Source organism: Mucilaginibacter aureus (genome assembly GCF_053514885.1).
This window is the reverse complement of sequence record NZ_CP170601.1, coordinates 1,142,660-1,168,497: the sequence shown is the minus strand read 5'-3', so window position 1 is coordinate 1,168,497 and position 25,838 is coordinate 1,142,660. Positions and strand designations below refer to the sequence as shown.

At 44.6% G+C, this 25,838-nt stretch carries 18 protein-coding genes; 11 read left to right on the top strand and 7 right to left on the bottom strand.

Annotated features, from left to right (window positions below):
- Positions 1 to 30 precede the first annotated feature (30 nt).
- Genes ACFGVR_RS04875 through ACFGVR_RS04865 form a run of 3 tightly spaced genes read left to right on the top strand, consistent with a single transcriptional unit; the run spans position 31 to position 7,115 of the window.
- A complete protein-coding gene (locus tag ACFGVR_RS04875; protein WP_448701518.1) occupies positions 31 to 4,149 on the top strand; it encodes an Ig-like domain-containing protein in 4,119 nt (1,372 codons plus the stop codon).
- Positions 4,146 to 5,141, top strand: a complete 996-nt coding sequence (locus tag ACFGVR_RS04870; RefSeq protein ID WP_448701516.1) for a PorP/SprF family type IX secretion system membrane protein — start codon at positions 4,146 to 4,148, stop codon at positions 5,139 to 5,141. The genes ACFGVR_RS04875 and ACFGVR_RS04870 overlap by 4 nt, the downstream gene beginning before the upstream one ends.
- Positions 5,142 to 5,150: 9 nt before the next feature.
- Entirely contained in the window at positions 5,151 to 7,115 is a 1,965-nt protein-coding gene (locus ACFGVR_RS04865) for an OmpA family protein (protein WP_448701514.1), read from the top strand.
- A 541-nt stretch (positions 7,116 to 7,656) separates the two neighbouring features.
- On the opposite strand, the gene pgi is transcribed toward ACFGVR_RS04865, so the two are convergent.
- Complete coding sequence (gene pgi, locus ACFGVR_RS04860) at positions 7,657 to 9,306, bottom strand: glucose-6-phosphate isomerase (RefSeq protein WP_448701513.1); 1,650 nt, start codon at positions 9,304 to 9,306, stop codon at positions 7,657 to 7,659.
- Between the two features lie 266 nt (positions 9,307 to 9,572).
- On the opposite strand from pgi, the gene ACFGVR_RS04855 reads away from it, so the two are divergent.
- Positions 9,573 to 10,001 carry a hypothetical protein gene (locus ACFGVR_RS04855; protein ID WP_448701512.1) on the top strand — a complete coding sequence of 143 codons (429 nt, stop codon included), beginning with the start codon at positions 9,573 to 9,575 and terminating at the stop codon, positions 9,999 to 10,001.
- A gap of 259 nt (positions 10,002 to 10,260) precedes the next feature.
- Here ACFGVR_RS04855 and ACFGVR_RS04850 read toward each other — a convergent pair whose 3' ends face one another.
- Positions 10,261 to 12,003 (bottom strand): M14 family zinc carboxypeptidase, encoded by a 1,743-nt coding sequence (locus tag ACFGVR_RS04850; RefSeq protein WP_448701511.1) that lies wholly within the window; start codon positions 12,001 to 12,003, stop codon positions 10,261 to 10,263.
- Positions 12,004 to 12,262: 259 nt separating this feature from the next.
- Between ACFGVR_RS04850 and fumC the strand changes: the two genes are divergently transcribed.
- The 3 genes from fumC to ACFGVR_RS04835 all read left to right on the top strand — a co-directional run bounded on the left by fumC (position 12,263) and on the right by ACFGVR_RS04835 (position 14,875).
- Positions 12,263 to 13,660 (top strand): class II fumarate hydratase, encoded by a 1,398-nt coding sequence (gene fumC / locus ACFGVR_RS04845; RefSeq protein WP_448701510.1) that lies wholly within the window; start codon positions 12,263 to 12,265, stop codon positions 13,658 to 13,660.
- Positions 13,661 to 13,864: 204 nt separating this feature from the next.
- Positions 13,865 to 14,329 (top strand): fumarate hydratase, encoded by a 465-nt coding sequence (locus tag ACFGVR_RS04840; RefSeq protein WP_448701509.1) that lies wholly within the window; start codon positions 13,865 to 13,867, stop codon positions 14,327 to 14,329.
- A 105-nt stretch (positions 14,330 to 14,434) separates the two neighbouring features.
- On the top strand, positions 14,435 to 14,875 hold the full coding sequence (locus ACFGVR_RS04835; RefSeq protein ID WP_448701508.1) for a low molecular weight protein-tyrosine-phosphatase: 441 nt from the start codon (positions 14,435 to 14,437) through the stop codon (positions 14,873 to 14,875).
- Positions 14,876 to 15,012: 137 nt separating this feature from the next.
- Here ACFGVR_RS04835 and ACFGVR_RS04830 read toward each other — a convergent pair whose 3' ends face one another.
- Together ACFGVR_RS04830 and ACFGVR_RS04825 are read right to left on the bottom strand one after the other, a co-directional pair.
- A complete protein-coding gene (locus tag ACFGVR_RS04830) occupies positions 15,013 to 15,522 on the bottom strand; it encodes a GNAT family N-acetyltransferase (RefSeq protein WP_448701507.1) in 510 nt (169 codons plus the stop codon).
- Entirely contained in the window at positions 15,519 to 16,031 is a 513-nt protein-coding gene (locus tag ACFGVR_RS04825; protein WP_448701506.1) for a GNAT family N-acetyltransferase, read from the bottom strand. Before ACFGVR_RS04825 ends, ACFGVR_RS04830 begins: the two co-directional genes overlap by 4 nt.
- A 290-nt stretch (positions 16,032 to 16,321) precedes the next feature.
- Here ACFGVR_RS04825 and hisS point away from each other — a divergent pair, with 290 nt between their 5' ends.
- On the top strand, positions 16,322 to 17,866 hold the full coding sequence (hisS, locus tag ACFGVR_RS04820) for a histidine--tRNA ligase (RefSeq protein WP_448701505.1): 1,545 nt from the start codon (positions 16,322 to 16,324) through the stop codon (positions 17,864 to 17,866).
- A 77-nt stretch (positions 17,867 to 17,943) separates the two neighbouring features.
- On the opposite strand, the gene ACFGVR_RS04815 is transcribed toward hisS, so the two are convergent.
- The gene (locus ACFGVR_RS04815; RefSeq protein WP_448701503.1) at positions 17,944 to 20,859 is read right to left on the bottom strand and encodes a TonB-dependent receptor; all 2,916 of its coding nucleotides are present in this window, start codon (positions 20,857 to 20,859) and stop codon (positions 17,944 to 17,946) included.
- A gap of 291 nt (positions 20,860 to 21,150) precedes the next feature.
- Between ACFGVR_RS04815 and ACFGVR_RS04810 the strand changes: the two genes are divergently transcribed.
- Entirely contained in the window at positions 21,151 to 21,423 is a 273-nt protein-coding gene (locus ACFGVR_RS04810) for a hypothetical protein (protein ID WP_448701502.1), read from the top strand.
- Positions 21,424 to 21,479: 56 nt separating this feature from the next.
- On the opposite strand, the gene ACFGVR_RS04805 is transcribed toward ACFGVR_RS04810, so the two are convergent.
- Entirely contained in the window at positions 21,480 to 22,715 is a 1,236-nt protein-coding gene (locus ACFGVR_RS04805; RefSeq protein WP_448701501.1) for an aspartyl protease family protein, read from the bottom strand.
- A gap of 184 nt (positions 22,716 to 22,899) precedes the next feature.
- Here ACFGVR_RS04805 and ACFGVR_RS04800 point away from each other — a divergent pair, with 184 nt between their 5' ends.
- Positions 22,900 to 24,132, top strand: a complete 1,233-nt coding sequence (locus ACFGVR_RS04800; protein WP_448701499.1) for a D-alanyl-D-alanine carboxypeptidase/D-alanyl-D-alanine-endopeptidase — start codon at positions 22,900 to 22,902, stop codon at positions 24,130 to 24,132.
- A gap of 5 nt (positions 24,133 to 24,137) precedes the next feature.
- Positions 24,138 to 24,563, top strand: coding sequence for a hypothetical protein (locus ACFGVR_RS04795; protein ID WP_448701498.1), 426 nt, complete (start codon positions 24,138 to 24,140; stop codon positions 24,561 to 24,563).
- On the opposite strand, the gene ACFGVR_RS04790 is transcribed toward ACFGVR_RS04795, so the two are convergent.
- Positions 24,550 to 25,521 carry a YihY/virulence factor BrkB family protein gene (locus ACFGVR_RS04790; protein WP_448701497.1) on the bottom strand — a complete coding sequence of 324 codons (972 nt, stop codon included), beginning with the start codon at positions 25,519 to 25,521 and terminating at the stop codon, positions 24,550 to 24,552. The two genes, ACFGVR_RS04795 and ACFGVR_RS04790, sit on opposite strands and share 14 nt — an antisense overlap.
- Positions 25,522 to 25,838: the final 317 nt, after the last annotated feature.

The window sequence follows — 25,838 nt, the reverse complement described above, 5'->3', positions numbered from 1 at the left end:
ACTGTGAAAACATTTTACCCTGTAATTAAAATGCGTAAGTTGCTTTTAAGTGGCTTGTTTTCAGTTGTTTTAATATTGAGCTTGCCTGATTATTCATTTGCGCAGACCGGTCAGCCTATAACCATTTGTTCGGGAGCTTCCATTGTTATTCAGGGCGATGCCGTATCGCCTACACCAAGCAACTACCAATGGGAATTATCACAAAACGGCAGCTGGGTTAATGCGCCCGGTGTTTACAATGGTGCCGATTACCCGCCATCGTTGCTGGTCAATGCCAGTACAGCTCCAATTATTTATAGCATCAGGCGTAAAGTAGTTATCGCAGGTGTTACCAAATACGATTCTTATTACGATGTAACCACTTTACCTTCGGCTGCTATTTCAAATAATGTGATAACAACGCCATCGCCAAGTGCTTTTTGCTCGCCGGGTACACCAGCCATTATAAATGGCAGCACACCTGCGGGCGGCAACGGTAGCTTTACTTATCAATGGCAAAGCTCTACGGATAATAGCAGTTTTAGCAATATTGCAGGTGCTACTGCATTGAGCTATACGCCGCCTACATTGCTGGTTACAACCTATTACCGCCGCATTACGTTTGGCAGCAGTTGTGTTGCCACATCAATAAGCAATGTTGTAACTATTACAGTATTCCCTAACGTAAGCAATAATACCATTACTGCCCCGGCAGTAAACAGTTTTTGTTTACCAAGCGACCCGGCAAGCATTGTGGGTAATACTCCTGCCGGTGGATCAGGCAGTTATACCTATCAATGGCAAAGCTCGGCAGACGGTGTAACCTTTACCGATATGCCTGGAATTACAACCAGGGATTATGATCCGCCGATGCTTTCGGCTACAACCTATTACCGTCGCACTGCAATTTCGGGGGCATGTACCACACCTGTTATCAGTAATGTGATCAGTATTTCAATATTGAATACTCCTATTAACAACGTGATCACCTCACCTGCAACAACGTCATTTTGCCAGTCGGGCGATCCGGCGAATATTCAGGGAAATACGCCATCGGGTGGTAACGGGGTTTATACTTACCAGTGGCAGCAATCAACTGATAACATCAACTTTACCAATATCAGCGGCGCTTCGGCAAAAGATTATGATCCGGCGACAATAAGTGTAACTACCTACTATCGTCGCACAGTGGTGTCCGGATCGTGTACCACACCGGTCATCAGTAATGTAGTTACTATAAACGTTATAGCACCTCCACCTGTTCCATTAACCGTGCAACCGCCGGTAGTAACAGTTTGTCCGGGTAGTCCCGCTACCTTGTCGGTTACTAATCCGCAAAGTGGTATTACCTACAAATGGTATGATAGTCCCGCAAAAACTAACCTGCTATATACCGGCGATACCTATGTTACGGGTCCAATTACTGTAGCTACTACGTTTTATGTAGAAAGCTCGAATGGGTTATGTTCAAGCCCGTCGGCAGCAAGTGTGCAGGTTAACCTGGCGCCAACCCCAACTACACCTGTTTTAACCAATAACCCGGTTAGTACCTGCACCGGTACATCGGCAACATTAACAATTGCTAATCCGCAGGCGGGTGTAACCTATAACTGGTATACCACGGCGACAGGTAACACGGTGTTATTTAGCGGAACCAGTTTTACTACCCCGGTTCTATCAGCAAACACAACCTACTATGTTGAAGCCACGAATGGTGGCGGATGTATCTCAACCCGGATAGTCGCCAACGTAACTATCCTGCCTGTTTTGCCTGCCTTAACTAACAATAGTATTACGGCACCGGCAGTTACCAGCTTTTGCTCAGCCGGCGACCCGGCCAATATTGTCGGTAGCAGCCCGGCAGGTGGTAACAATGTTTATACTTATCAATGGCAGCAATCAACAGACAATGTTACTTTTAGCAATATATCCGGCGCTAACGCAAAAGATTATGATCCGGCCACGATAAGTGTGACCACTTATTACCGCCGCATAATTTCATCCGGACAGTGTACAACTCCTGTGGTCAGCAATGCAGTTACTATTACGATCATGGTACCTCCCGCTGTTCCGCTAACCGTGCAGCCGCCGGTAGTAACCGTTTGTCCGGGCAGCCCTGCTACCTTGTCGGTTAGTAACCCGCAAAGCGGTATCACCTATAAATGGTATGATAGTGCGGCAAAAACCAACTTGTTGTTTACCGGGGATACCTATGTTACCGGGCCTGTTACCCTACCTACTACGTTTTATGTAGAAAGCTCAAATGGTTTATGTTCAAGTCCAACATCGGCAAGTGTACAGGTTAACATAGCTCCAACACCAACTACTCCTGTTTTAGTGAATAACCCTGTCAGTATCTGTACCGGGACATCCGGAACGCTGAGTATTTCCAATCCGCAGGCGGGTGTAACGTATAATTGGTATACTGCGCCAACAGGCAACACGGTATTATTTAGCGGAACCAGCTTTACTACGCCCGTACTATCGGCAAATACAACCTATTATGTAGAAGGTGTAAATGCCGGTGGATGTATCTCGGCCCGGATAGCTGCCAATGTAACTATACTACCTGGTTTGACTAACAATAACATTACGGCACCAGGTGTTACAAGCTTTTGTTTAGCCGGCGACCCGGCCAATATAACCGGCAGCACTCCTGCAGGCGGCAATAATGTTTATACCTATCAATGGCAGCAATCAACCGATAATATCACTTTTACCAATATATCAGGTGCTACCGCAATAGATTATGATCCGGCAGCCATAACCGTAACAACATATTACCGGCGTACCGTTTCATCCGGACCATGCACAACACCTTTGATTAGTAATAGTTTAACTTTCAGTATACTAACCCCGCCTACAATACCACCTACAGTTCAGCCAACCGTTACTGTATGCCCGGGCAGCCCGGCTTCACTTTCGGTTAATAACCCGCAAAATGGTTTTACGTATAACTGGTATGATAGTCCGTCAAAAACTAACCTGTTATTTACAGGCATCAACTATACAACCGTGCCGCTTTTGGCAAACACAACATTTTATGTAGAAAGCTCCAATGGTTTGTGTTCGGGTTCGTCAATGGCAATGATACAGGTCAATATGTCAACACCGCCGGCTGCTCCCGCATTGGTTAAAGACACGGTAATAACCTGTTCCGAATCAATGGCCACGTTTGCGATAGCAAACCCGCAAACAGGGTTTATTTACAACTGGTATTCGTCGGCCAATGGTGGTACTCCAATTTCAACAGGCACTACTTTTACATCGCCAATACTGCATGTAAACACCGTTTACTATGTGGATGTAACCAATACCCAGGGCTGTATTTCGGTAACAAGAAGTGCGGCTAACGCCAATTTGACACCGCTTCCGCAATTTACCACCCAGGATGCTTTGGTTTGCCCTGGCTCAAACGCTACACTGGCAGCAAATACCAGTGACCGCAACATTGCCTTTACCTGGTATACCACCTTAACAGGCGGAAGCCCGGTAAGTACCGGTGATACGCTGTCTATACCAGTGGTAAACGCCAATGTAACTTACTATGTTGAGGCTACCAATACCTTAACGGGATGCGTTTCTGCAGTGCGTAAAATAGTACAGGTGCAGTTGTTGCAACCTTTGGCTGCCCCTATGCCGGCAGTAAACTCGGTTACCGCAAGCAGTGTTACTTTTGATTGGTTGGCCGTGAAAGGTGCTATCACCTACATGGTAAGTACCGATAATGGATCAAGCTATGGCGGACCAAGCTCTGGCGCGGGTGGCTTAACACACACGGTTTCATCCTTAAAACAAAACCAAAGCGTAACACTTCTGGTGCGGGCCATGGGCCTTACACCATGTTCGCTAAGCGCCAACTCCAATGCGGTTACCGGCCAGGCGCTAAATCAAACAGATGATATTTATGTGCCCAATGCCTTTACACCTAATGGTGATGGCAATAATGATGTAGTGTATGTACATAGCGAGGGCATCAAAACATTAAACTTTTACGTATACAACCAGTGGGGGCAAATGATATTTAGCTCGGCCGAAAAGAACAATGGCTGGGATGGCACCTACAAAGGAGCTAAAGAACCGCTGGGTGTATATACTTATTTTTTGAAAGCGGTTATGAATAATGGCCACGAGGTGAATAAAAAAGGAACAATAACATTACTCAAGTGAAAAAATTAACGTTAAATGCGGTAGTGCTTTTACTGTTATTCATCAGCACGGTACATGCGCAGGTCGATCCGCACTTTTCTCAGTATTACGCTTATCCCATGTGGCTTAATCCCGCGTTAACCGGCGTGATGGATGGTGACGCTCGCTTAACCGCCAATTTTAAGGACCAGTGGCGCGGTGTAGATAACGGTTATAAAACCGGTGCCTTTTCGGGCGATTTTCGTACCTCCGACAAAGTAGCGATGGGCTTCAATATCATCAATCAATCAGCAGGCACTGCCGGATATAACTACCTGGCCGCTTACGGGTCATTTGCTTACCAGATCCCGGTTTCTGATAACCAATATCAAAAGCTAAACTTCGGCATACAGGCGGGTATCATAAACCGCAGCTTTAACGCCAGTAAAGCGCAATTTGATAGCCAGTACAACTCCACAACCGGTGGATATGATCCATCGATGTCGAGCTTTGAAAATTTTAGCAACACCAGCGCCATGGTGTTTGATGCCAGTGCCGGTGTGTTTTTTTACGATGGCGACCCGGATAAAGACCTTAACCTTTTTGGCGGCGTAAGTGCCTCTCACCTTGCCCCGGCAAAAGACCCGATCACGAGTGATGGATTAAACGGCAACATTCCATTTCGTTATACTGTGCACGGCGGCTTACGTGTCAGAGCGTCGGAATGGTTTGATATTACGACACATGCTTTGTATATTGGTCAACAAAAAAACGAGGTATATGCAGCCGGAATGAACTTTGAACTGAGGTTCCAACCGGATCATAGCTTGATTTTAGGCGGCATGTACCGCCTGAATGATGCAGCAGTGGCCAATGTTGGTTTTCACATGGGCAGTACCATAATCGGGATGAGTTATGATTATACCACTTCGCAACTTCAAACAGCTGTCCCGCAAGGAACTTATGAGATATCTATCAGTTATCTGTTCAAACATCACTTATCAACCCGCGATCAGGTATGTCCCAGGTTGTAACTTGTCCGCATGAAAAGACGCTTACTGATCCTCTTCCTTTTCATTGCCCAAATTGCAGCGGCACAAAATAAAGCTTTCAAAGAACGTGCGGACAAAGCCTTTGACGAGAAAGACTATGTAACGGCCGCTTATTATTACGATAAGGCGCTGGAGAATAAAACTTCGACCACCCAGGGAACTGTGCCTTATTTTTCGACGCGGCAAAATGTGTACGAGAACGAAAAAATGGCGGGAGAGATTACCTATCGTTTAGCCGAATCGTACCGCTTGTACCACAACCTGTTGCAGGCCGAATTATGGTACAGGTACGTTATTGATAAATATGTTACCGTTTACCCTTTGTCGCGCTACTGGTATGCGGTATGTTTACGATCGAACAAAAAAATTGATGACGCGATAAAAAGCCTGGAATTGTTTTTGAAGACCAATAAGGATAAAACCTACACCGAACTGGCTAATAAAGAACTGGAAAACTGCTTGTTTGCCCGGGAACAGGTTAAACACCCCACCTTATCATCGGCTGCAAAAATGCCCGATCTTAACGGCCAGGCCGGCGATTTTGGCCTCACAGTAAATAACAATCAATATTGGTTTACCTCCTCGCGATCGGTAAACGGCAGCACCAAACGCATCAACCAGATCTATGTTAGCGATAAGAACAATCCTACAAAGATAGCCCGGATAAACCTGGGTTACGATGCAAAAAAGGAAGTTCATTACGGCCCGGCATCGTTAACCGCATCCGGCAAGCTCATGTATTTTACCATGTGGTATAAAGAACAGGAAAAAACCATATCAGCTATCTACATCAGTAAAAACAGCAATCAAAAATGGTCGGCACCGCAAAAGCTTAACAACTATGTTAATGCCATTGGTTTTAACTCCATGCAGCCATCGGTAACCGATGATGGTAAGCGCCTTTTCTTCGCCTCAAACCAAACCGGCAGCATTGGCGGTACCGATATCTGGGTGAGCGACCTGGATGCCGACGGGCTCCCCATAAACGCCTCAAACCTGGGCCGAACCATCAACACCGCTGATGATGAGCAGGCTCCGTATTACAGCATACAAGAGCATACCTTGTATTACAGTTCAAAGGGCCTTACCGGAATGGGCGGGTTCGACCTGTTTGAAAGTACGGATAGTTTGCGCAACAGCTGGACCAAACCGCTAAACCTGGGCTATCCACTAAACTCAACTAAGGACGATCTGTATTACTATCCTGATAACAGGGACAGTACCATAGCTTACATCAGTTCCGACCGCGAATCAGAGTGCTGCATCAATCTGTTCAAAGCCAAAATAGTTAAGCCTAAACCACTGCCGCCGCCTACGGCTATCCTAACCGGTACGGTGATCAACTGCGCTACAGGTAAACCTCTGCCCGATGTAAACATTACCCTGCTTGATTCGCTAACCAAACAGGCTATCAATTTTGTAACCGATAAAACCGGCAAGTATAACTTTAAGCTCACTTACAAACATACCTATAGCCTCCGCCTGGAGAAAAAGGATTACTTTGCCAAGTACGCCCCGGTACCGCCGGTTACCACAACAAAGGTTGATACCTTGTTTAACCCGGTGGTTTGTCAGCAGGAATACCAGATCAACAAACCTATCGTGATCGATAACATCCTTTATGATTTTAACAGCTACGATCTTAAACCCGAATCGAAAACCGTGCTCGACGGCCTGATCACTATTTTGAACGATAACCCTAAGATCAAGGTAGAGTTAGGCTCGCATACCGATGCTGTAGGTACCGACAGGGCAAATAACGAGCTTTCGCAGGATAGGGCCCAGGAGTGCGTAAACTACATCATCCTGAAAGGCATCGCGCCCGAGCGCATTATTGCCAAGGGCTATGGAAGGCAAGTGCCTATCGCACCAAATACCTTGCCCAACGGCCAGGATAACCCCGAAGGCCGTAAGCTAAACCGCCGTACCGAGTTTACGGTATTGAGTAACGAATAACACATAGGTATTCTTCGGTATTTTAGGTATCACATATTGATTGACATCTACCGTCAGCTCTCTCGGCGCGTCATTGCGAGGAACGAAGCAATCCCCGACTTACAGAACGGCTCTGCTGGTCAAAACTCATTATCAAATCCGCAACAAAAAATCCAAACACATCGGTATTCTTCGGTATTTTTCAATGAATTCTTCCCCTCAATTAGCAAATTGATAAGGTGTAATGGCTCGCCCATTTGCCTAAATATACCGAAAATTCAGCGATTTTGCAAAAAATAGAGGAGATTTAAACCCATCGCCATTTGTAAATTCTTTGCCCCGGAGGGGCTACCTGTTTGTAGAAACTAAGCAGGAAGAAGAAACGGCTCCGGAGGTGCCGCCCACCGGTTGATCAGCTATTGTATTAAAAAAATAGCGATGGATTTCAAATCCATCGCTATAAAAAGACTTATTTTAAAGTCTCCCCTTTCAGGGGAAGATTATTAGCAATTTGTTTGTTTTTTGATCGGTGCTAATGAGGGCTTCGCCGTTTAGAGGGGGCTTACCTCCAGGCCTTAAACTGGTTGATCAACCCATTGGTCGAACTATCGTGACTGGTAACTTCGTCATCGTTACGCAGCTCGGGCAGTATCTTACCGGCCAGTTGTTTACCCAATTCAACGCCCCATTGGTCAAAGCTGTAAATGTTCCACATAATACCCTGTACAAATATTTTATGTTCATACATCGCGATAAGCGAACCCAGGCTGCGTGGGGTGATTTTTTTAACCAGGATAGAGTTGGTAGGGCGGTTACCTTCAAACACTTTAAACGGTGCTATTTCTTCAATTTCTTTTTGGCTCTTGCCCGATGATTTAAGCTCGGCAATCACTTCTTCTTCGGTTTTACCATTCATTAAAGCTTCGGTTTGTGCAAAGAAGTTGGACAGCAGCAGTGTATGGTGTTCGCCAAGTGGATTATGGCTTTGCGCCGGTGCTATAAAATCGCAGGGGATCAGTTTGGTGCCCTGGTGTATCAGCTGATAAAAAGCGTGTTGCCCGTTGGTACCCGGTTCGCCCCAAATGATGGGCCCGGTAGAGTAATCAACCTCGTTGCCGTCACGGTCAACGTGCTTGCCGTTACTTTCCATATCACCTTGCTGAAAGTAGGCCGCAAATCGGTGCATATATTGGTCGTAAGGTAAAATAGCCTGGGTTTGCGCGCCAAAAAAGTTATTGTACCATATCCCGTTAAGGGCCAGAATAACCGGCAGGTTTTGCTCAAATTCAGTATCGCGAAAGTGATTGTCCATAGCATGGGCACCAGCCAGCAGTTCGGTAAAATTATCAAAGCCAATGCTCAGGCAGATGGATAAACCAATGGCGCTCCATAACGAATAACGGCCACCAACCCAATCCCAAAAACCAAACATATTCTGGGTATCTATACCAAATGCCGCTACACCTTTATCGTTGGTGGATAGCGCTGCAAAATGCCTGGCAATATCTTCCTCCTTTGCGCCGGCACCGGCCAAAAACCAATCGCGCGCGCTGTGGGCGTTGGCCATGGTTTCCTGTGTGGTAAAGGTTTTTGATGCGATGAGGAATAAAGTTGTCTCTGGCTTCAGGCCCTTCAGCGTTTCCGCGATGTGTGTACCATCTACATTACTTACAAAGTGGAGATTTAAATGGTTTTTATAGGCTTTCAAAGCCTCGGTAACCATTACCGGGCCCAGGTCCGACCCGCCGATACCGATATTCACCACATCGGTAATAGGTTTGCCGGTATAGCCTTTCCACTTACCCGATATTACCTCTTCCGAAAACTGCTGCATGTGTTGTAATACTGCGTTCACATCGGGCATCACATCTTTGCCTTCCACCATGATAGGTGTGTTGCTTTGGTTGCGCAAGGCAATATGCAATACCGGGCGGCCCTCGGTCATGTTGATCGCCTCGCCGCTAAACATGGCTTTTATTGCCTCGTTTAGTCTACACTCTTTGGCCATTTGTACCAATAAGGCTACTGTCTCATCGTCGATGCGGTTTTTGGAATAATCCAGTAAAATGTCTTCAAATTGTGCCGACATCGTATTAAATCGCTGGCCGTCAGCTTTAAAAAGATCTTTCATACGCGTCTGTTCCATTTTTTCAAAATGGTCGGCCAGGTACGGGTATGCTTTGGTTTGGGCGAAATTTATTTTAGGCAACATATTTGATGAGTATTTAAACCAAAATTAGCAAGTAAACCAACAAATCAACTATTTATTGATAATAAGGTTTGTAAAAATGTAAACTTAGTGTGGCTAATACACACGTATCTTAGTGTAAATGATACACCATTTAAATTAACAAATTTACAATGAAATGTAAAATATATTTTGATAATCCAAATAATTATTTAGTATATTTGTTGTATCAATAACAAAACGGCTAAAAAACAATCATTTTGTTAAAACACTTTTAAAACTACATAGCAATGTTTGAAAAACTCTTTCTACTCGTAAAAAACAACGCCGGAAAGGCGGTGATCGGCAACCCTGAGATTGCTGAAAAAGATCGTGAAGCTGTAATTACCGAAGCATCAAGCTCGATCATCGATGTATTGAAAAAATATATCGAAACCGGCAAAATGCAGGATCTGGTTGGTTATTTCCAGTTAAATGGAATTTATAATAACCCGATGGTGAACAGCATGGTAAACAAGTTTGCTAACCGCTTAAATAAATATTACGACATTGCGCCAAACTCGGCATTCAAAATCGCCGATGCTTTAATACCACAGGTAATGGTGCAGTTTATACAACAAACCCGTACCGAAAAAAGCATGGGGGCTATGTTTACCCAGCTAAACGGTAACCGTGCCGACCTGAGCGGCCTGGTTAACGGTATGCTGATGGCATCGTAAAACAAAACAACATTGCTACAATATAAATGGCTTATCCGTCATCCTTTGGATGATAGATAAGCCATACTTGTTTTATAAGGATATGTGTTCGCGGTACACTTAAAAACTACTCAGATCAGCATACTTCAAAGTTTGCGTTTAGGTTGAAGCGGATACCGGCCCTTCAACGGGCTTCGGGCAGGCCGCGGCTACACTTTTCTCCGTGTCTCTTTGTGCTTCAATCTCTGTGCACTCTGTGGTTAAATCGTAAGCAGATCTGTTACTTTAAATCCAACCGCACATCCTGCATCAACCGTCCCACCGGGTACCGCATATACGTTTTTTCGTACGATGGTGTGGTTTGATAAATAAAGTTCAACTGTGCACGGGCGCTTTTAGCCAGGTTAGGGTCGGCAGCTTTGGCAGCTTCCAGTTTTTTCTGAAGCTCGGGGTCTTTTTTTAACAGATCGGCGGCAACATCCTCAAATACATAATCGCTGTAACCTTCCTTTTGCCCCAGTACCGAATCAAAAAAGTTCCAGGCAAAAAACGAATCTACGGCTTGCGGCTCTAAGGTTTCCACAATATACCGGTTGATGGCCTGGTTAGTATAAACCACGTAATCACCCTCGTAAAATCTTACCGGCATATCAACCGGTTTTACTTTTACCTCGCTATGCACATAATGCCCCTCGTACGGGCGGGTAGGCGGGCGCATATCGCCAATATAATACATCTGCATATTCAACGTGGTATCATGCGTTAAGCGCTTCATCGCAACACTGTTGAGTTTAAACAGGTCGATCACCTTACGCCATGCCTGCGGAATAATATAAGCCACCGGTTTATCCGCGGTAAGCGTAACCTTGTAATTATCAAAATACTTAATGGTCTTGGTAAACGGCTTGCTCCGATCGTAGTATAACCTACGCAGGCCGCTCACCTCGCTTGGTTTATACCCGGCTGTGTAGCCCTTAAAAGTAATGGTATCGTAATTGGCCATATCCACATCCCAGTTCAACGCGAAGGTTTTTTGCGATCGGGTTTCCTCGTCAACACGCTCCTTAAGCTTGCGGATCACCGTTGCATCGCGCTCGCAAATGTCAAACAGGTGCTGCATAAAATTGTAAGTGGCGTAAACACGTTTATCATAAGCTTTCAGCATGTGGGTTTCGGTAATATAGCTAATGATGTTATGCTGTGCTGTAAAGCCCGTGGCAAAGCGCGGTGTTTCTAAAAAAGCAACAATGCCGCTATCCGGCGTACCACGAAAACCTTCCACGTAGGGGATCATCTCATAGCCGCTTTTCTTCATGCGTTTATACAGCTCGGGCGATAAGGTTTTGCTGGTATATGCGGCCAACAGTGGGTTTTGCTTATCTTTTTGAGTCTCTATCAGCGTCATCACGTATTGGTAATCGGCGCCGTCGCTGGTATGATTATCTAAAAATACCTGCGGTTTCCAGGTATTCAATATCTGCATAAAGCCCAGTACATTACGGCTGTCGGCCTTAATAAAATCGCGGTTCAGATCAAGGTTGCGGTAATTTCCGCGAAAGCCATAACTCTCGGGCCCGTTCTGGCTAACCCTCGATACCCCGCGCGTGATACAGCCATCAATATTGTAAACCGCAACAATACACAGCACCAGGTTTTTGGGCAGGGCATTCTTTTTCAGCAGGTCGCGCACCAGCATCATACTGGCATCAATACCTTCCGGTTCGCCGGGATGGATACCGTTGTTCACCAGGATCACGGTTTTGTTCATCTTGCGGATCTGCACCGGGTCAAACACCTTATCCCGCGAAAGCACGATCAGTGTCAACGGTTTGCCGATATCCGTCATCCCGTAATTAAACAGGCGCATCTGCGGCTGTGTTTTAACCAGTTTTTGATAGTAGGAAATAATTTCGGGATAAGTTGCCGTATAGTTTTTATCCTTGTGGGCTTCAAACGGTGTAGTTTGCGCTTGCGCAGATAACAGGCTTGCGCCGATGAGTAAAAGGCAGATGAGTTTTTTCATGATAACGGGTCAGTTTACGCAAATATAACTTTTTGCCAATTACCACCACGCTATGGTGATATTGGGCGGTGGCCTTGTGCGATTCCCCTCTTGAGAGGGGCGGTGGTGTGTGTTCTTCGCCGCGTTTAGAAACACACCCCCGCCACCGCGCTTACCTATCGCGCCCCCTCTCAAGAGGGGAATTGAAAACGACAACTAATCAGTGTAATCGTTCCCAAAATCGGTGAAAACCTTATATATTTGGCGCAAATTTAACACCATGAGTTTCAGAACCGAACACGATACCATGGGCGAGGTACAAGTACCTGCCGATAAATACTGGGGCGCACAAACCGAGCGCTCACGCAACAATTTTAAAATTGGACCTGAGGCGTCAATGCCGAAGGAGATCATTGCTGCGTTTGCTTACTTAAAAAAAGCCGCTGCTTTTACCAACAGCGATCTTGGAGTTTTAGCCGCCGATAAACGCGACCAGATAGCTGCCGTTTGCGACGAAATTTTAGCCGGTGGCTTAGCCAGCGAATTTCCGCTGGTGATCTGGCAAACAGGCTCGGGCACACAATCCAACATGAACGTGAACGAAGTGATAGCCAACCGCGCACACGTTTTACAAGGCAACAAACTGGGCGAAGGCAAAACCTTTATCCACCCTAACGATGACGTGAACAAATCACAATCATCAAACGATACTTACCCAACCGCTATGCACATTGCCGCCTACAAAATGGTGATCGATGTAACCATCCCGGGTATCGAAAAACTGCGCGATACGCTGAAAGCAAAATCCGAAGCATTTAAATCTGTAGTAAAAATTGGCCGTACGCACCTGATGGATGCTACACCGCTTACTTTGGGTCAGGAATTTTCGGGCTATGTATCGCAGCTGGATCACGGACTGAAAGCATTAAAAAACACGTTGGATCACCTGTCAGAATTGGCATTAGGTGGTACCGCCGTTGGCACTGGGATTAATACCCCGAAAGGTTACGATGTTAAGGTTGCCGAATACATTGCCAAATTTACCAATCTGCCTTTCCGCACTGCCGAAAATAAATTTGAGGCCCTGGCCGCTCATGATGCTATTGTGGAGAGCCACGGCGCTTTAAAACAAATTGCCGTATCGTTAATGAAAATTGCTAATGATATCCGTATGCTGGCTTCCGGCCCGCGCTCAGGTATCGGCGAGATCCATATTCCGGACAATGAGCCGGGTTCATCAATTATGCCGGGCAAAGTTAACCCAACCCAAAACGAAGCTGTTACCATGGTTGCCGCACAAGTAATGGGTAATGATGTAACGATCTCTATCGGCGGCTCAAACGGCCATTACGAGCTTAATGTTTTCAAACCGGTAATGGCGGCTAACTTTTTACAGTCGGCACGGTTGATCGGTGATGCCTGTGTATCGTTCAACGATCATTGCGCCAAAGGCATTGAGCCGAATTACGAAGGCATCAAAAAGCACCTCGAAAACTCGCTGATGCTGGTAACGGCTTTAAACCCGCACATTGGCTATGAAAACGCCGCCAAAATTGCCAAAACAGCTTTGAAAAACGGAAGCTCACTACGCGAAGCCGCAATAGGTTTAGGCTTGCTTACTAACGAGCAGTTTGACCAATGGGTTAAACCCGAAGACATGATCGGCAGCTTAAAATAAAAACACAATTGGCTCTGTGCACTTTGTGTATTCTTTGCGTTCTCTGTGGTAAATTTAACCACAAAGAGCACCGAGGAAAACCACAAAGTACACAGAGTTTTTAATTTAAAATGACATTTGATGAGTAAGGTGCAAAAGGCTTTTAAATTTAAACTTTTGAATTTTGACTTAAATAGAAGTCTCTTGATTCTTGCATCTTGTCTCTTGATTCTATCTTCGGCCTGCCGTTTCAACCCCTCTTACCAGGGCCCCGGCACAGCATATCTGCAAGGCGAATGGAAACAGGATTCTGCCATCAGCGAAAAGCAACTGGTTAATTACACGCTGTATCATTTTACTTTTAACTGCGATAGCTTTTTTGTGCGGATGGAAAACTTTAGCAAAGTAAATTACGGTGCCGATACCTGTATGAAAAACGGGCATTGGTTTGAGTATAGCAAAGGTAGTTACCAAATGCGCGGCGATACCCTGCACCTCAAAGGCTTTTATGCGAATGCCAATTACAGTTTAAAAGATCCCGGAGGTTGTTTTAACAGCGGCGTATACGAAGATAATTTTAAGGTAAGCAAACAAGGCGATTCGGCACTTAACCTGCAGCCGCTTGGCAATACCATAGCGGTTAAAGTAAAACTGGTTAAACGTTTAACCTGTGTGCCGAAGCCGTTGTAAAAACTAAAAAACGGGTGTCATGGAGAGCCTGTCGAACCATAGTGCGAGGGCTTTGCCGCTATCCTTCGAAAGGCTCAGGATGACACCCGATAATACATCACAATTATGAAAATACTCATGGTTTGCCTCGGCAACATTTGCCGTTCGCCGCTGGCCCATGGCATTATGGAACAACTGGCAAAAGATAACGGCCTCGACTGGACCATCGACTCCGCCGGTACCGGTAACTGGCACATAGGTCAGGGCCCCGATAAGCGCTCGGTACGTACGGCTTTTGAGCATGGCATCGACATCAGCAAACAAATTTGCCGTCAGTTCCGCATCAGCGATTTTGACGAGTATGACGTGATCTATGTAATGGATAAAAATAACCTGGCCGATGTACTTTCGCTTGCGCGGAACAACCAGGACGCCGCCAAAGTAAAACTGCTTTTAGGCGATAAAGAAGTACCCGACCCATACCACAACGATAGCCAGTTTGAGCCGGTATTTAATATGGTTGAAGAAGGTTGCAGGGCGATAGTAGAGGATTATAAAAATAAATAATAAACGCTTAACTCTGCTTTTGTGTCATTGCGAGGGACGAAGCAATCGCTTGCTATACAGGGCGGCTTAGCAGAGCGAATACTTTCTACGTGCGATTGCCACGCTATCGCTCGCAATGACATTATATTATTATACACTCAAATCACACCTGGAGCATTAATAGCATAGCTGTACAACGTTTCGTTATCACGTACTAACTCGTCCGTTTTATGCATCCCAGCTTTGATCAGTACTTTTTCCGATGCCACATTCTCCGGTACGATAACGGCTGTTATCTGTTTTAACCCCTGCTCATTAAAACCATAGTCTATCAAAACCTGGCAGGCTTCGGTAGCTATGCCCTTGTTCCAGTATTTGTAATGGATGTTGTAACCCAGTTCTGCTTTGCCTGCATCTTCGGCGTTTTGTTTAAGCATCACAAAACCTATCAGGTCGCCATCCAAACCAAAAATGGCCCATTTACCTAAATCGGCACCGGTGGCATAATCGGCCAGCATGGCCTTAAATATCTCGCGGTTTTGCTCGTCGTTCCGTTTGGGCAGATAGGGCGTGAGCCGTTCATCAGCAAAAAGCTCAATAAACAGGCCTTCCTCGGCCGCGGCATATTCGCGGATGATGATTCGGGGCGTTTGGGCAATGATCCTCATTTTAAGTTTGGGTTTTTGAGCTCAAAATAGGGCAGGGTAGCTTCGTACCAAAACACCTCGCCATTGCGCTGCATACCGGTTTTGAGCAATACATTTTGCGATGCTGCGTTTTCAGGGTCGGTTACCGCACATATCATCGCAAAGCCCATCCGGTTAAAACCATAATCAATTACGGCCCTGGCCATTTCGGTAGCAATGCCCTCGCCCCAGTATTTTACACCAATGCTGTAGCCAAGCTCAACCTTTTCGGGAGCATCCACCGGGTTACGTAATAAACAGGCGCCGATAAAATCGCCGGTAGCGGCATCAAAAATACCCCAGCGGTTTAGCCCGTTTGGGTTGCCGTTTGCCTGGATAGCCAATGCAAACAGTTTACGATACTCGTCTTCGCTGCGGCGCGGAAGGTAGCGCAGCACCTGCTCATCCTTGTGCAGGTCAACAAAAAGGCTTTCCTCTTCGGGGAAATACTCGCGGATAATTAAACGTGGAGTTTGGGCTATGATGGACATGGGAGCTAATTTAGGTAATTAAAATATTATTGTTAGAGATTGGTATAATGCTTTACGCAAGTTGTTTTATAAGTTGGGTGTTGCCTGCGGCCCGCGCTTTCCGCTTATACTGCACAGGCATTAGCCACAGGGCCGGTATCCGCTGCAATCGCTAACACACGGATTCGGGATTTCATGACAATGGCATGCTACAAATCCGAAATCGAAAATTCGAAACCGCGAAGCACTCTTGAGCACCTTAAAAATTAACACATGCGAAAAATCCGACATCAAAAAATTACCTTTGCCGCATGGCATCTGTAAAACCATCAGTTCCGCGTGGTACACGCGATTTTTCTCCGGCCGAAATGGCTAAACGTAATTATATTTTTGATACCATTAAATCGGTTTTCCGCAAATACGGCTATCAGCAGATAGAAACGCCCAGCATGGAAAATAAGGATACTCTGATGGGAAAATATGGTGAAGAAGGGGATAAGCTGATATTCAAAATATTAAATAGTGGTGCGTTAATAAATAGCACTGTTTTGAAATCAATGGAGAAACTACAGAGTGACTTGATTGAAAACAAATTCTCGATTGAAAAATATAATTCTGATTTCAAAGGTGACGAGCGCTCGCAGCGCGATAAATTTATCGAACTAAATGCTGAATTACCTGCCGGGGAATATCAAAAACGGATGGCTGAATTTGATGAAATACTTAAGGCTAACAGAAGAACCAACGTTATTTTGGCATCCGAAACAACAGAAAAAGCCCTGCGTTATGATCTCACTGTGCCCTTCGCCCGTTACGTGGTGATGCACCAAAACGAGATCACGATGCCCTTTAAACGTTTCCAGGTACAGCCCGTTTGGCGCGCTGATAAACCACAAAAAAGTCGTTACCGCGAGTTTTACCAGTGCGATGCCGACGTAGTGGGTTCTGATTCGTTACTGAACGAAGCCGAGTTTATCCTGATATACGATGAAGCGCTGAGTAATTTAGGTTTAACCGATTTTACCATCAAGATCAACAACCGTAAAATACTATCGGGCATAGCCGAAGTGATCGGTAAACCCGACCAGATCATCGACCTGACGGTTGCAATCGATAAGCTTGATAAAATTGGCCTGGATGGCGTGATCAAAGAACTTAACGAAAAAGGTTTCAGCGAAAACGACATCGAAAAACTCAAGCCGGTAATATTGCTGGAAGGCTCGAATGAGGAAAAACTGACAAGTCTGCGTAAAGCCTTAAAGGATAGTGAGACCGGCCTAAAAGGCTGCGATGAGATAGAAGAGATATTTGCTTATCACCAGCACTTTAAACTGCAAAAAGCTACGGTTGAGCTGGATATTACCCTTGCGCGTGGTTTAAACTATTATACCGGAGCTATTTTCGAAGTTAAAACCAACGAGGTTGCCATGGGCAGCATTGGCGGCGGTGGCCGTTATGATGACCTTACCGGCATGTTCGGCCTGAAAGGTTTAACCGGTGTAGGTATCTCTTTTGGCGCAGATCGTATATATGACGTTTTGGAAGAACTGAAACTGTTCCCGGAAACCACCAATCAAACTACCAAAGTGTTGTTCTGCTGTTTTGATAAAACCGGCGAAACGTATGCCCTGAGCTTTTTACAGGAATTGCGCAGCCGCGACATCAGCGCGGAATTGTATCCGGCAGGAGCCAAAATAAAAAAACAACTCGACTATGCCAATAACAAAAATATCCCCTATACCATTGTTATCGGCAGCGACGAAATGGAAAGCGGCCTGCTCACCTTTAAAAACATGCAAACAGGCGAGCAGGAAAAGTTATCTACCGAAATGATCGTGGCTGTGCTAAGCGAGTAGTCACATTCATCACATCATTGCGAGCGGTAGCGAATAAACAAAAAAGCCTTGCTATTAATTAGCAAGGCTTTGATATTTTACATCATGCCACCCGGGCCGCCAAAACCGGGGCCGCCGCCACCCGGGCCACGGCCGCCACCATCACCACCGTCTCTCCTTCTGCGGCCACCGCCGTCAGGGAAGTTTTGCTGGGGCATCTGGCCCGCAAATTTTTGCAAACGAATAGTTAATGTTAACAGGTAAAACCTGCCTAAACGGTTAACGTTGCTTACCGTAGTTTGTACACCTGATGTAGTATTGGTATAGCCTGTATTTTGGTTAAACACATCATTAAGTGATGCGCGGATAGTTGCGATATTGTTTTTCAAAAACCTGCGCTCGATATAAGTATTCAGTATGTTGGGGTTTGTTGCACCCGGGTAGCCCGTATAAATAACGTGGCTGTAATCATAACTTAAAGTATAATTGGTAAAGAAATAATTTTTACCGCTTAAACCAAGCGTAGTAGTTCTGAAATTGTTGTTAAAGGCATACGGCGAAGTATTGTCCGTTTTGGTAAAGCCATAGCTTGCACTTGCCTGCGCGTCTATTACATCCTGGATATCTAACCTGAAACGTACCTGCGGCGTAAAGTTTATGGTTTTAGTTACGTTTGGCACAGTAGTAACAGCATAAGTTACCGGCGCAACCGAACTTGAAGCCGACTCTGCATTAGAGTACGATCCGTTAGCGTTTAATATCAGCGTGTACTTGCGTTTTTGCCAAGGCTTGGCAAAGGTTAAAAACCCGTTAACCGAGCGATAGTTATCGGTATTGGCATAAACGTACTCGGTAGTGTTTGCTAATTTTGGATTGGGAGTATAGATAGCGGGATAGCTGATAGAATTAGTTGAAATTTTGTTATCGGTTTGAGTAAATGATGCATTTGCAAAGAATATGTTGCCGGTAGCAATGTCAAATTTATTATACCTTACCGAATAATTATTACTAAACTCAGGCAACAAATTAGGATTACCAACCGATGGGTACGATGCGTTTGACAGGTCTATCCGCGGGTTAAGTTGTGTGTAACTCGGCGCATTGCTCGATCCGTTATAGTTAATATTCAGGGCCTGGTTACGGCTAAAGTTATACACAAACCTTACAGTAGGTATAAAATTATTGGTAGTTTGATGGGTGTTAACAACCGGCTGACTAAGTGTTGCAGGTGATAAACCATCTAACACACCCAATTGGTAACCAACACCTAAGGTCAAATTGTATTTAGCTTCAACAATGCGGTAGTTTAAGCCGAAACGGTTGGTATTATAAGTTGAATTATAATCGTTGCTTAAAGTATCGTTGTGTGAAACCGGCCCAACGTACGATGATTCATTATCTTTATTATTGCTGGTGTACGAATGATTATAGGCATAGTTACCTTCTAGATAGGTGGTTTTGCCCAGCGGCTCAATGTAAGAAAAAGTACTACCAATGGCATTAGTATGGCTGTTAACTGTAATTTCCTGGTTAGGAGGTGCATTAGGTACGCCCTGCGTCCAAACACTTACCGGGTTTTGGAAAGAGAAATTTGGCGACGAACTTGCGGTTGCGTTAACGCTGAAGTTACGGCCATGACCATTAAAGCGGTGGTTATATAGTAAGCTCGCACCATAGCTTGACGTATTTGAATTACCAACGGTAGTAGTTTTATAAGCCGTGTTTCTTGTTACGTCAGTGTTTGTAAACTGGTTCGATTCAAAATCATCGGTAGTGGTACTGTTATAAGCATAGGTTGGCGTAAACTTCAGATAATTGATCGTATCAGGCTTAAACTCCATGTTCCAGGTAACCCGGTGATTTAATACGCCATCTGTTGCATTGCTCGATTGTTCATTTATCTGACCGCCATTATTTTTTTGTGTATTGGTGCTGATGGTATTGGTAGAGTTATTGGCAAAACTGTAGCTTCCGTAAACCGATAGATACTTACCCCACTCATCACGGTAATTTAAACCTAACGAACGCGCATCGGTTATACCGTTTGGAGATGTAGGAATGCCGGTACCGCCTCCGCCGCCACCACCACGGCCACCATTACCACGGCCACCACCGCCAAAACCTCCTCCGCCGCCACCGCCGCCAAAGCTAAAAGTATTAAGGTTGGTATTGTTGATACTGCCTAAAACCGATAACTGCTGATCGCCGCGGAAAGTAAACAGGTTTAACGAGCCAAAATAACGGGCGTCTTCGGTAACACCGGGATTTGATGGAAGAGCATCCTTACCACCGCCGCCTGTGGTTGATAAGGTAAAGCCATGGTTTCTGTCTTTCCTGATCACAAAGTTCATGATCTTGCGCGGCTGCCCTGTTCTGATACCGGTTAAATTTGCCTGATCGCCATAATCATCGATCATTTGTACACTTTCAAGCACATCAGCAGGCAGGTTTTTAGTTGCGGTTTGCACATCGCCTCCAAAAAAGTCCCTTCCGTTGATCCTTACTCCGGCAACAGCCTGGCCCTGTGCAGTAACGTTTCCGTTAGCATCCACATCTACACCCGGCATCTTTTTGATCATCTCTTCGGCTGTAGCATTGGCCCTTACCGGGTAGGCACTGGCTTTGTATTCTGTCGTATCAACGGTTACCTTAATGGCATTAACATCGGTAATGTTAACCGTACCCAGCATTTTCGATTCGGTTTTTAGTTTTATGGTGCCAATGTTTAATGCAGGTGCATTATCGGCAGCGGTATAGTTGCGTTTTAAACCCAGGTAACCTATTGATTGAAAGGTGATGGAGAACTGTTTGGCTTTAACGGCGCCAAAGCTGAATACACCGTTAATATCAGTAACGCCACCCAAGGTATCCTGCGATGATGTGAGCTTTACTACCACGCCCGGAATAGTCACCCCGGTGCTATCGGCAACCACACCTTTTACCTGTTTGGTTTGGGCGTAACCGGCAGCCGTAATACACAGCAATAAAACTAAATTTATAAAATATTTTTTCATAATTATTAAATTATATGTCTCCTTTTAACAGGGTAAAATCAATGTATAATTAGGTAGACATTTATACACTACAAAAGTTCACTTTCTTTATGATAATTGGGTAAAAATCATAGCATTGTTACAATTTGCCGCGAAGATAGGATAAAATGCCCTTTTTTTATGTCCGCGGTAAGGGTATCGGGTTACCCGTAAATATTATGCCTTCGGATTTGTTAACAATTGTTTAATTCAATTGTAATTTTATTGAAACAATAGTTAATCTTTTTTGTTTCACTATAAAATCGAACTGGTATGAACAAATTGCGCGCGTCATTACATTCCAGGGTTCACAACTGGATGAACAAGATCGGGTTTAGATTAAACTCATCAGATGTTATCAAAAAAACAGGAGTTAAAGTTGACCATTACTTTTTTAAAACCTTCAATTTTATCGAACAATACAAATTAGAGAACACCGAAAAACCGGAGTTTATTTGTTTTGATACCTACGGAGAAAAGATAAAAGTACGATCGCTGCTTGATCTGCAGAGCGCGTTTTTTGAAAACCTGAGCGAATTAAAGTAGCTTTTTCTCTAAATCTGCAGCAGGGTATTGATAGCCTGGTTGCCTTTGCTATGCAGTTAAATTCGCTTTTTTAAGGTTAATACCAACCGGTCATATACACCATCACGATATACATCAAGTAAAATACTCCTGTCGGCCCGCGATCTAAAAATGTTATCTATTTCTTCAAGACTCATTTCAGCTACCGATTTAAAATTGATCCGTACTATTTCATCGCCTTTCACCAAACCAATATCGTCTGCCGCCGAGCCTTTTTCAACACGATTGATCACGATATGCTTTAAATTTTCGCCTTCGCAAAAATATTCAAGTCCGCTCATATCATGGTCAAACGGTCTGTAGAACAAAAAAGTAGGTTTAAAATAGATCATACCACCCTGGTAATCAAAAATCAAATTGAACCGTTTTAAAATACTGATGCCGATATTACCGTCGCGCTTAACGCGAAGCGTGTCATCAGGCTCGGTAACATAGTCCGGAAACGAGGTGATCACCTGCTTTAATTTATATTTGCCAAGGTCAACCTCTTCAAGCCGGGTTAAATAACCAGTAATGGGGCCGGTTAATCCCATACCCAGGTTAGCCGGGATAAATTTATCGGGCAATCCATTGTTTTTAGATACCAGGTTTTCGAGCAACAAGGGGTGCCCCGCACCCAGGTCAACAACCAGTTTGCTGTCCGCAGGTTTTCCGTCGGGTAAAAATACCCGGGTTGTGATATAAGGCTTATGGTCTTCAATAGTTAACGGTAATTTATCTCCCCGCTTAAATATGCGGATATCTTTAGGCGCTCCAACAGTTATGGTGCTGTCTTCAAAACTTATTTTTACAGCAAAACTGTTAAAAAACTCATACCCTATTAAGCCATGGATCGGTATACCTGCATAATTTGAAAGGCCGAAATGGTCTTTGGTAAATATTGCGGCCGATAGGTCATTGCATACCGCGTCATCTACAGCAACTTTAAGGGCCGTGGTTACATAAGCGTCAAAATCGGGGTTGTTGCCTAATCCTGATATTTTGATCAGCCGCTTATTAGCGATATTGATCGAGTCGATGAGCTTTGGCTCAGTGATGATCATTACACCAACTCCGGTGTCTAAAATAAAGTTATAGGGGCCCCTTCCGTTTATTTTTAGCTTAACAATCACCATATCGCGCAGTAACCTGAATGGTATGGTAACCCGTTTCTGATTTTTAGGAATTTCAAAAACCTGTGCGTGTGTTAAGTTAATATTAAAGCAAACCAACACCATTAAAGCAATGGCGCAATATTTAAAACGCGCAATCAAGTTAATTATCAAGGGTTTTTACAATTGGTTTTATAAATTTACAAATTAAATGATCAGCTGTATGCTGGTCAGGCTAAACTATTTACAGTATATGTTAAGAAAAGGTTGCTTTCGCATATGTTCTTTGTTTGTTGTTTTATTAATTATCACGTCATGCGCCACACAAAAACTTAAAAAGCAAAACGTGCGCAAGCTGTTCGAGCAATCAGCTGTTGTTAACGATCATTTTACCGGTTTTGCCCTGTATGATCTGGATAAACAGCAAATGATCTACGAGTTAAACTCGGATAAATACTTTACACCGGCTTCAAACACCAAACTATACACTTTTTACACCTGCCTTAAAATGCTGGGCGATTCCATCCCTGGCCTGCAGTACGTTAACCGTAACGATTCGCTGATATTTTGGGGAACCGGCGATCCGTCTTTCCTGCAAACGGATCTTAAGGCAACCAAGGCGTACAACCTGTTAAAAAACAGCACGCAAAACATCTATTTTTCATCGGGGCGCTACACGGGTACTTTTTATGGCGATGGCTGGCCCTACGGCGATTACAACGATTACTACCAGGCCGAAATAAACGAGCTACCGGTAGAGGATAATGTGGCCCTGGTGTATGCCGATACTACAGGCAAACTGCAGATCAAGCCATCATACCTTAAACAATATTTAAAATGCGACAGCACCTTTAAACCCGGCTCGTTTTACGTACAGCGCGATATTTTAAGTAACGCGTTTATCTATCCGGCAATGCTCATCCCACGCAAATACCGTCAGGAGGTACCCTGGAAAACATCAACCCAGCTAACCATCCAACTTTTGCAGGATACCTTGCACAAAAATATCGGCCTGGTACACTTACCCATCCCGGCCAATGTTAAAACCATTTATAATGCACCTGCCGATTCTGTTTACAAACGCATGCTGCAGCCCAGCGATAACTTTATTGCCGAGCAATTGTTGCTGGTTTGCTCGTCAACCCGGTTTAAAACCTTAAGTACCGATTCGGCTATCAATTACTCGGTTAAACATTACCTGGCCGATCTGCCCGATAAGCCGCAATGGGTTGATGGTTCCGGCTTATCGCGAAAGGATCTGTTTACACCACGTGATATGGTTGCCCTGCTTAACAAGATACTGGTGGAAGTAAAAGACGAAAAGCTACTGCACAGCATGATGCCTATTGGCGGCGTGGCAGGTACTATCCGCTCGGCATATAAAACCGATAACGGCGTGCCCTTTGTTTGGGCAAAAACCGGTACCCTGGCCAATAACCATAACCAAAGCGGTTACCTGGTTACCCGCAAGGGCAAAAGGGTAGCCTTTTCATTCATGAACAATAACTTTACAAGGCCCACCCGCCAGATCCGCGATGAAATGGTACGGATTATGACGTACCTACATGATAATTACTAAAAATCATGAAAAAGCGCTTGTTATGTGCAGCTTTTGTATCAATTTTAGCTGCATCGTGTGCTACAAACCACACAAAACAAACTCCTTGCGGCGATGTGATCTGCAGCAAGATATTTGTATCGATACCCGTAAAGATCATTACCACCAATGGCGGCGATGTTAAATTCAAATCGTACAAAGTGGTTAACGTAGCCACCGGTAAAACGGTTAACAGTAATCCTTTGCCGGGTACGTCAAACCCTAATACCATCGTCATAGCCGATGACAGTCATTTGAAAGAGTTTACCGAAAAAGGCCAGGACCTGCAACTGCAGATCAAAAAATCCGATGATAGCATCATCACGGTTAACTACAAGATAGGCGGTGGCAAATGCGCCTGTCATGTCAGCAAAATTGAGGGCCCCGACGAGGTGAATATCAGCCCTCGGTAGCTGCCTTTTTGATCTCGGGGTTTTGCACCGGCAGGGTATCTACAATCCGTTCAACTTCGGTTTGCTTAATGCTCACGGCGTATTCGGCTGGTTCAATCTTGCCGCCTCTGAATTCGGTATATACCTGCGTAAACTCGGCGCCCATATACACCAGCGCCGATGTGTAATAGATCCACGCCAGGATGATGATAATTGAACCCGCCGCCCCATAAGTGGTGCCTATCTTACTCGATGAGATATACAGGCCAATGAGGTACTTACCAAGCATAAACAACAGTGCAGTAAAAACTGCCCCTATACGTACATGTTTCCATTGAATTTGGGCATCGGGCAAAAATTTAAATATAATGGAAAACAATATCGTGATCACCACAAAAGTAATGGCCAGGTTGATCAGGCTGATCAGCAAAACCGTAACGTTGCTTTGCAGATAATGGGCCAGCTTATCACTAAGCGCATCAACAAGCGTATTGATCAGTAGCGATACCAGCATTAAAAAACCCAGGCTGATAACCAGCGAAAATGATAGTAACCTATTGGTAAGGAACTTTACCCAGCCGCGTTTAGGTTTGGCCTTTATCCGCCATATAATGTTCAGGGTATCCTGCATATCTAAAAAAACACCGGTAGCACCCACTATTACGGTTATGATGCCGATCACTACCGCTAAGGTAGATTTGCCCACCTGTATGCTTTTTACCATGTTTTGCACCTGCGCTGCGGCATCATCACCTAAAAAACCCTTTAATTGCGGATATATCTGGCCCGTAAATGCATCATGGCCATAATAAATACCCACAATAAATATCAGCATCATCATCAGCGGCGCCAACGAAAATATGGTATAGTAGGCCAGCGAAGCGCTGTATTTAAATCCATTATCGTCGATAAAGTTCATCAAAGTCGTCCACAGCAATTTGCCAAGGTGCTTAATACCGCTTTTCGAAAATAATTTCATAAATATGTTCATGCAATAATTACCGGGTGATTATTAAAGCATAACACCAATATGCCTTTAAAGTTTAGCTAATAGTAACCTGTTGTTTTGATCGGTCAGAAAACACATGGGTATTTTACGTTTTGCTCGTCTTGATGCTTGTCTCTTGATTGTTGTTTCTTCAAAATAGGGGGGAAATTGTAAGAAATTTAAAAGAGCTTTTCCCATTCAACCATTCAAAAATCAATCCTTCAATCGTTAACAACAGGGGGGAAATTGTAAGAAATATTTTAATGCATTCCTTACTCTCGCACCTTGGTTCCTGATGCTTCTTCCCA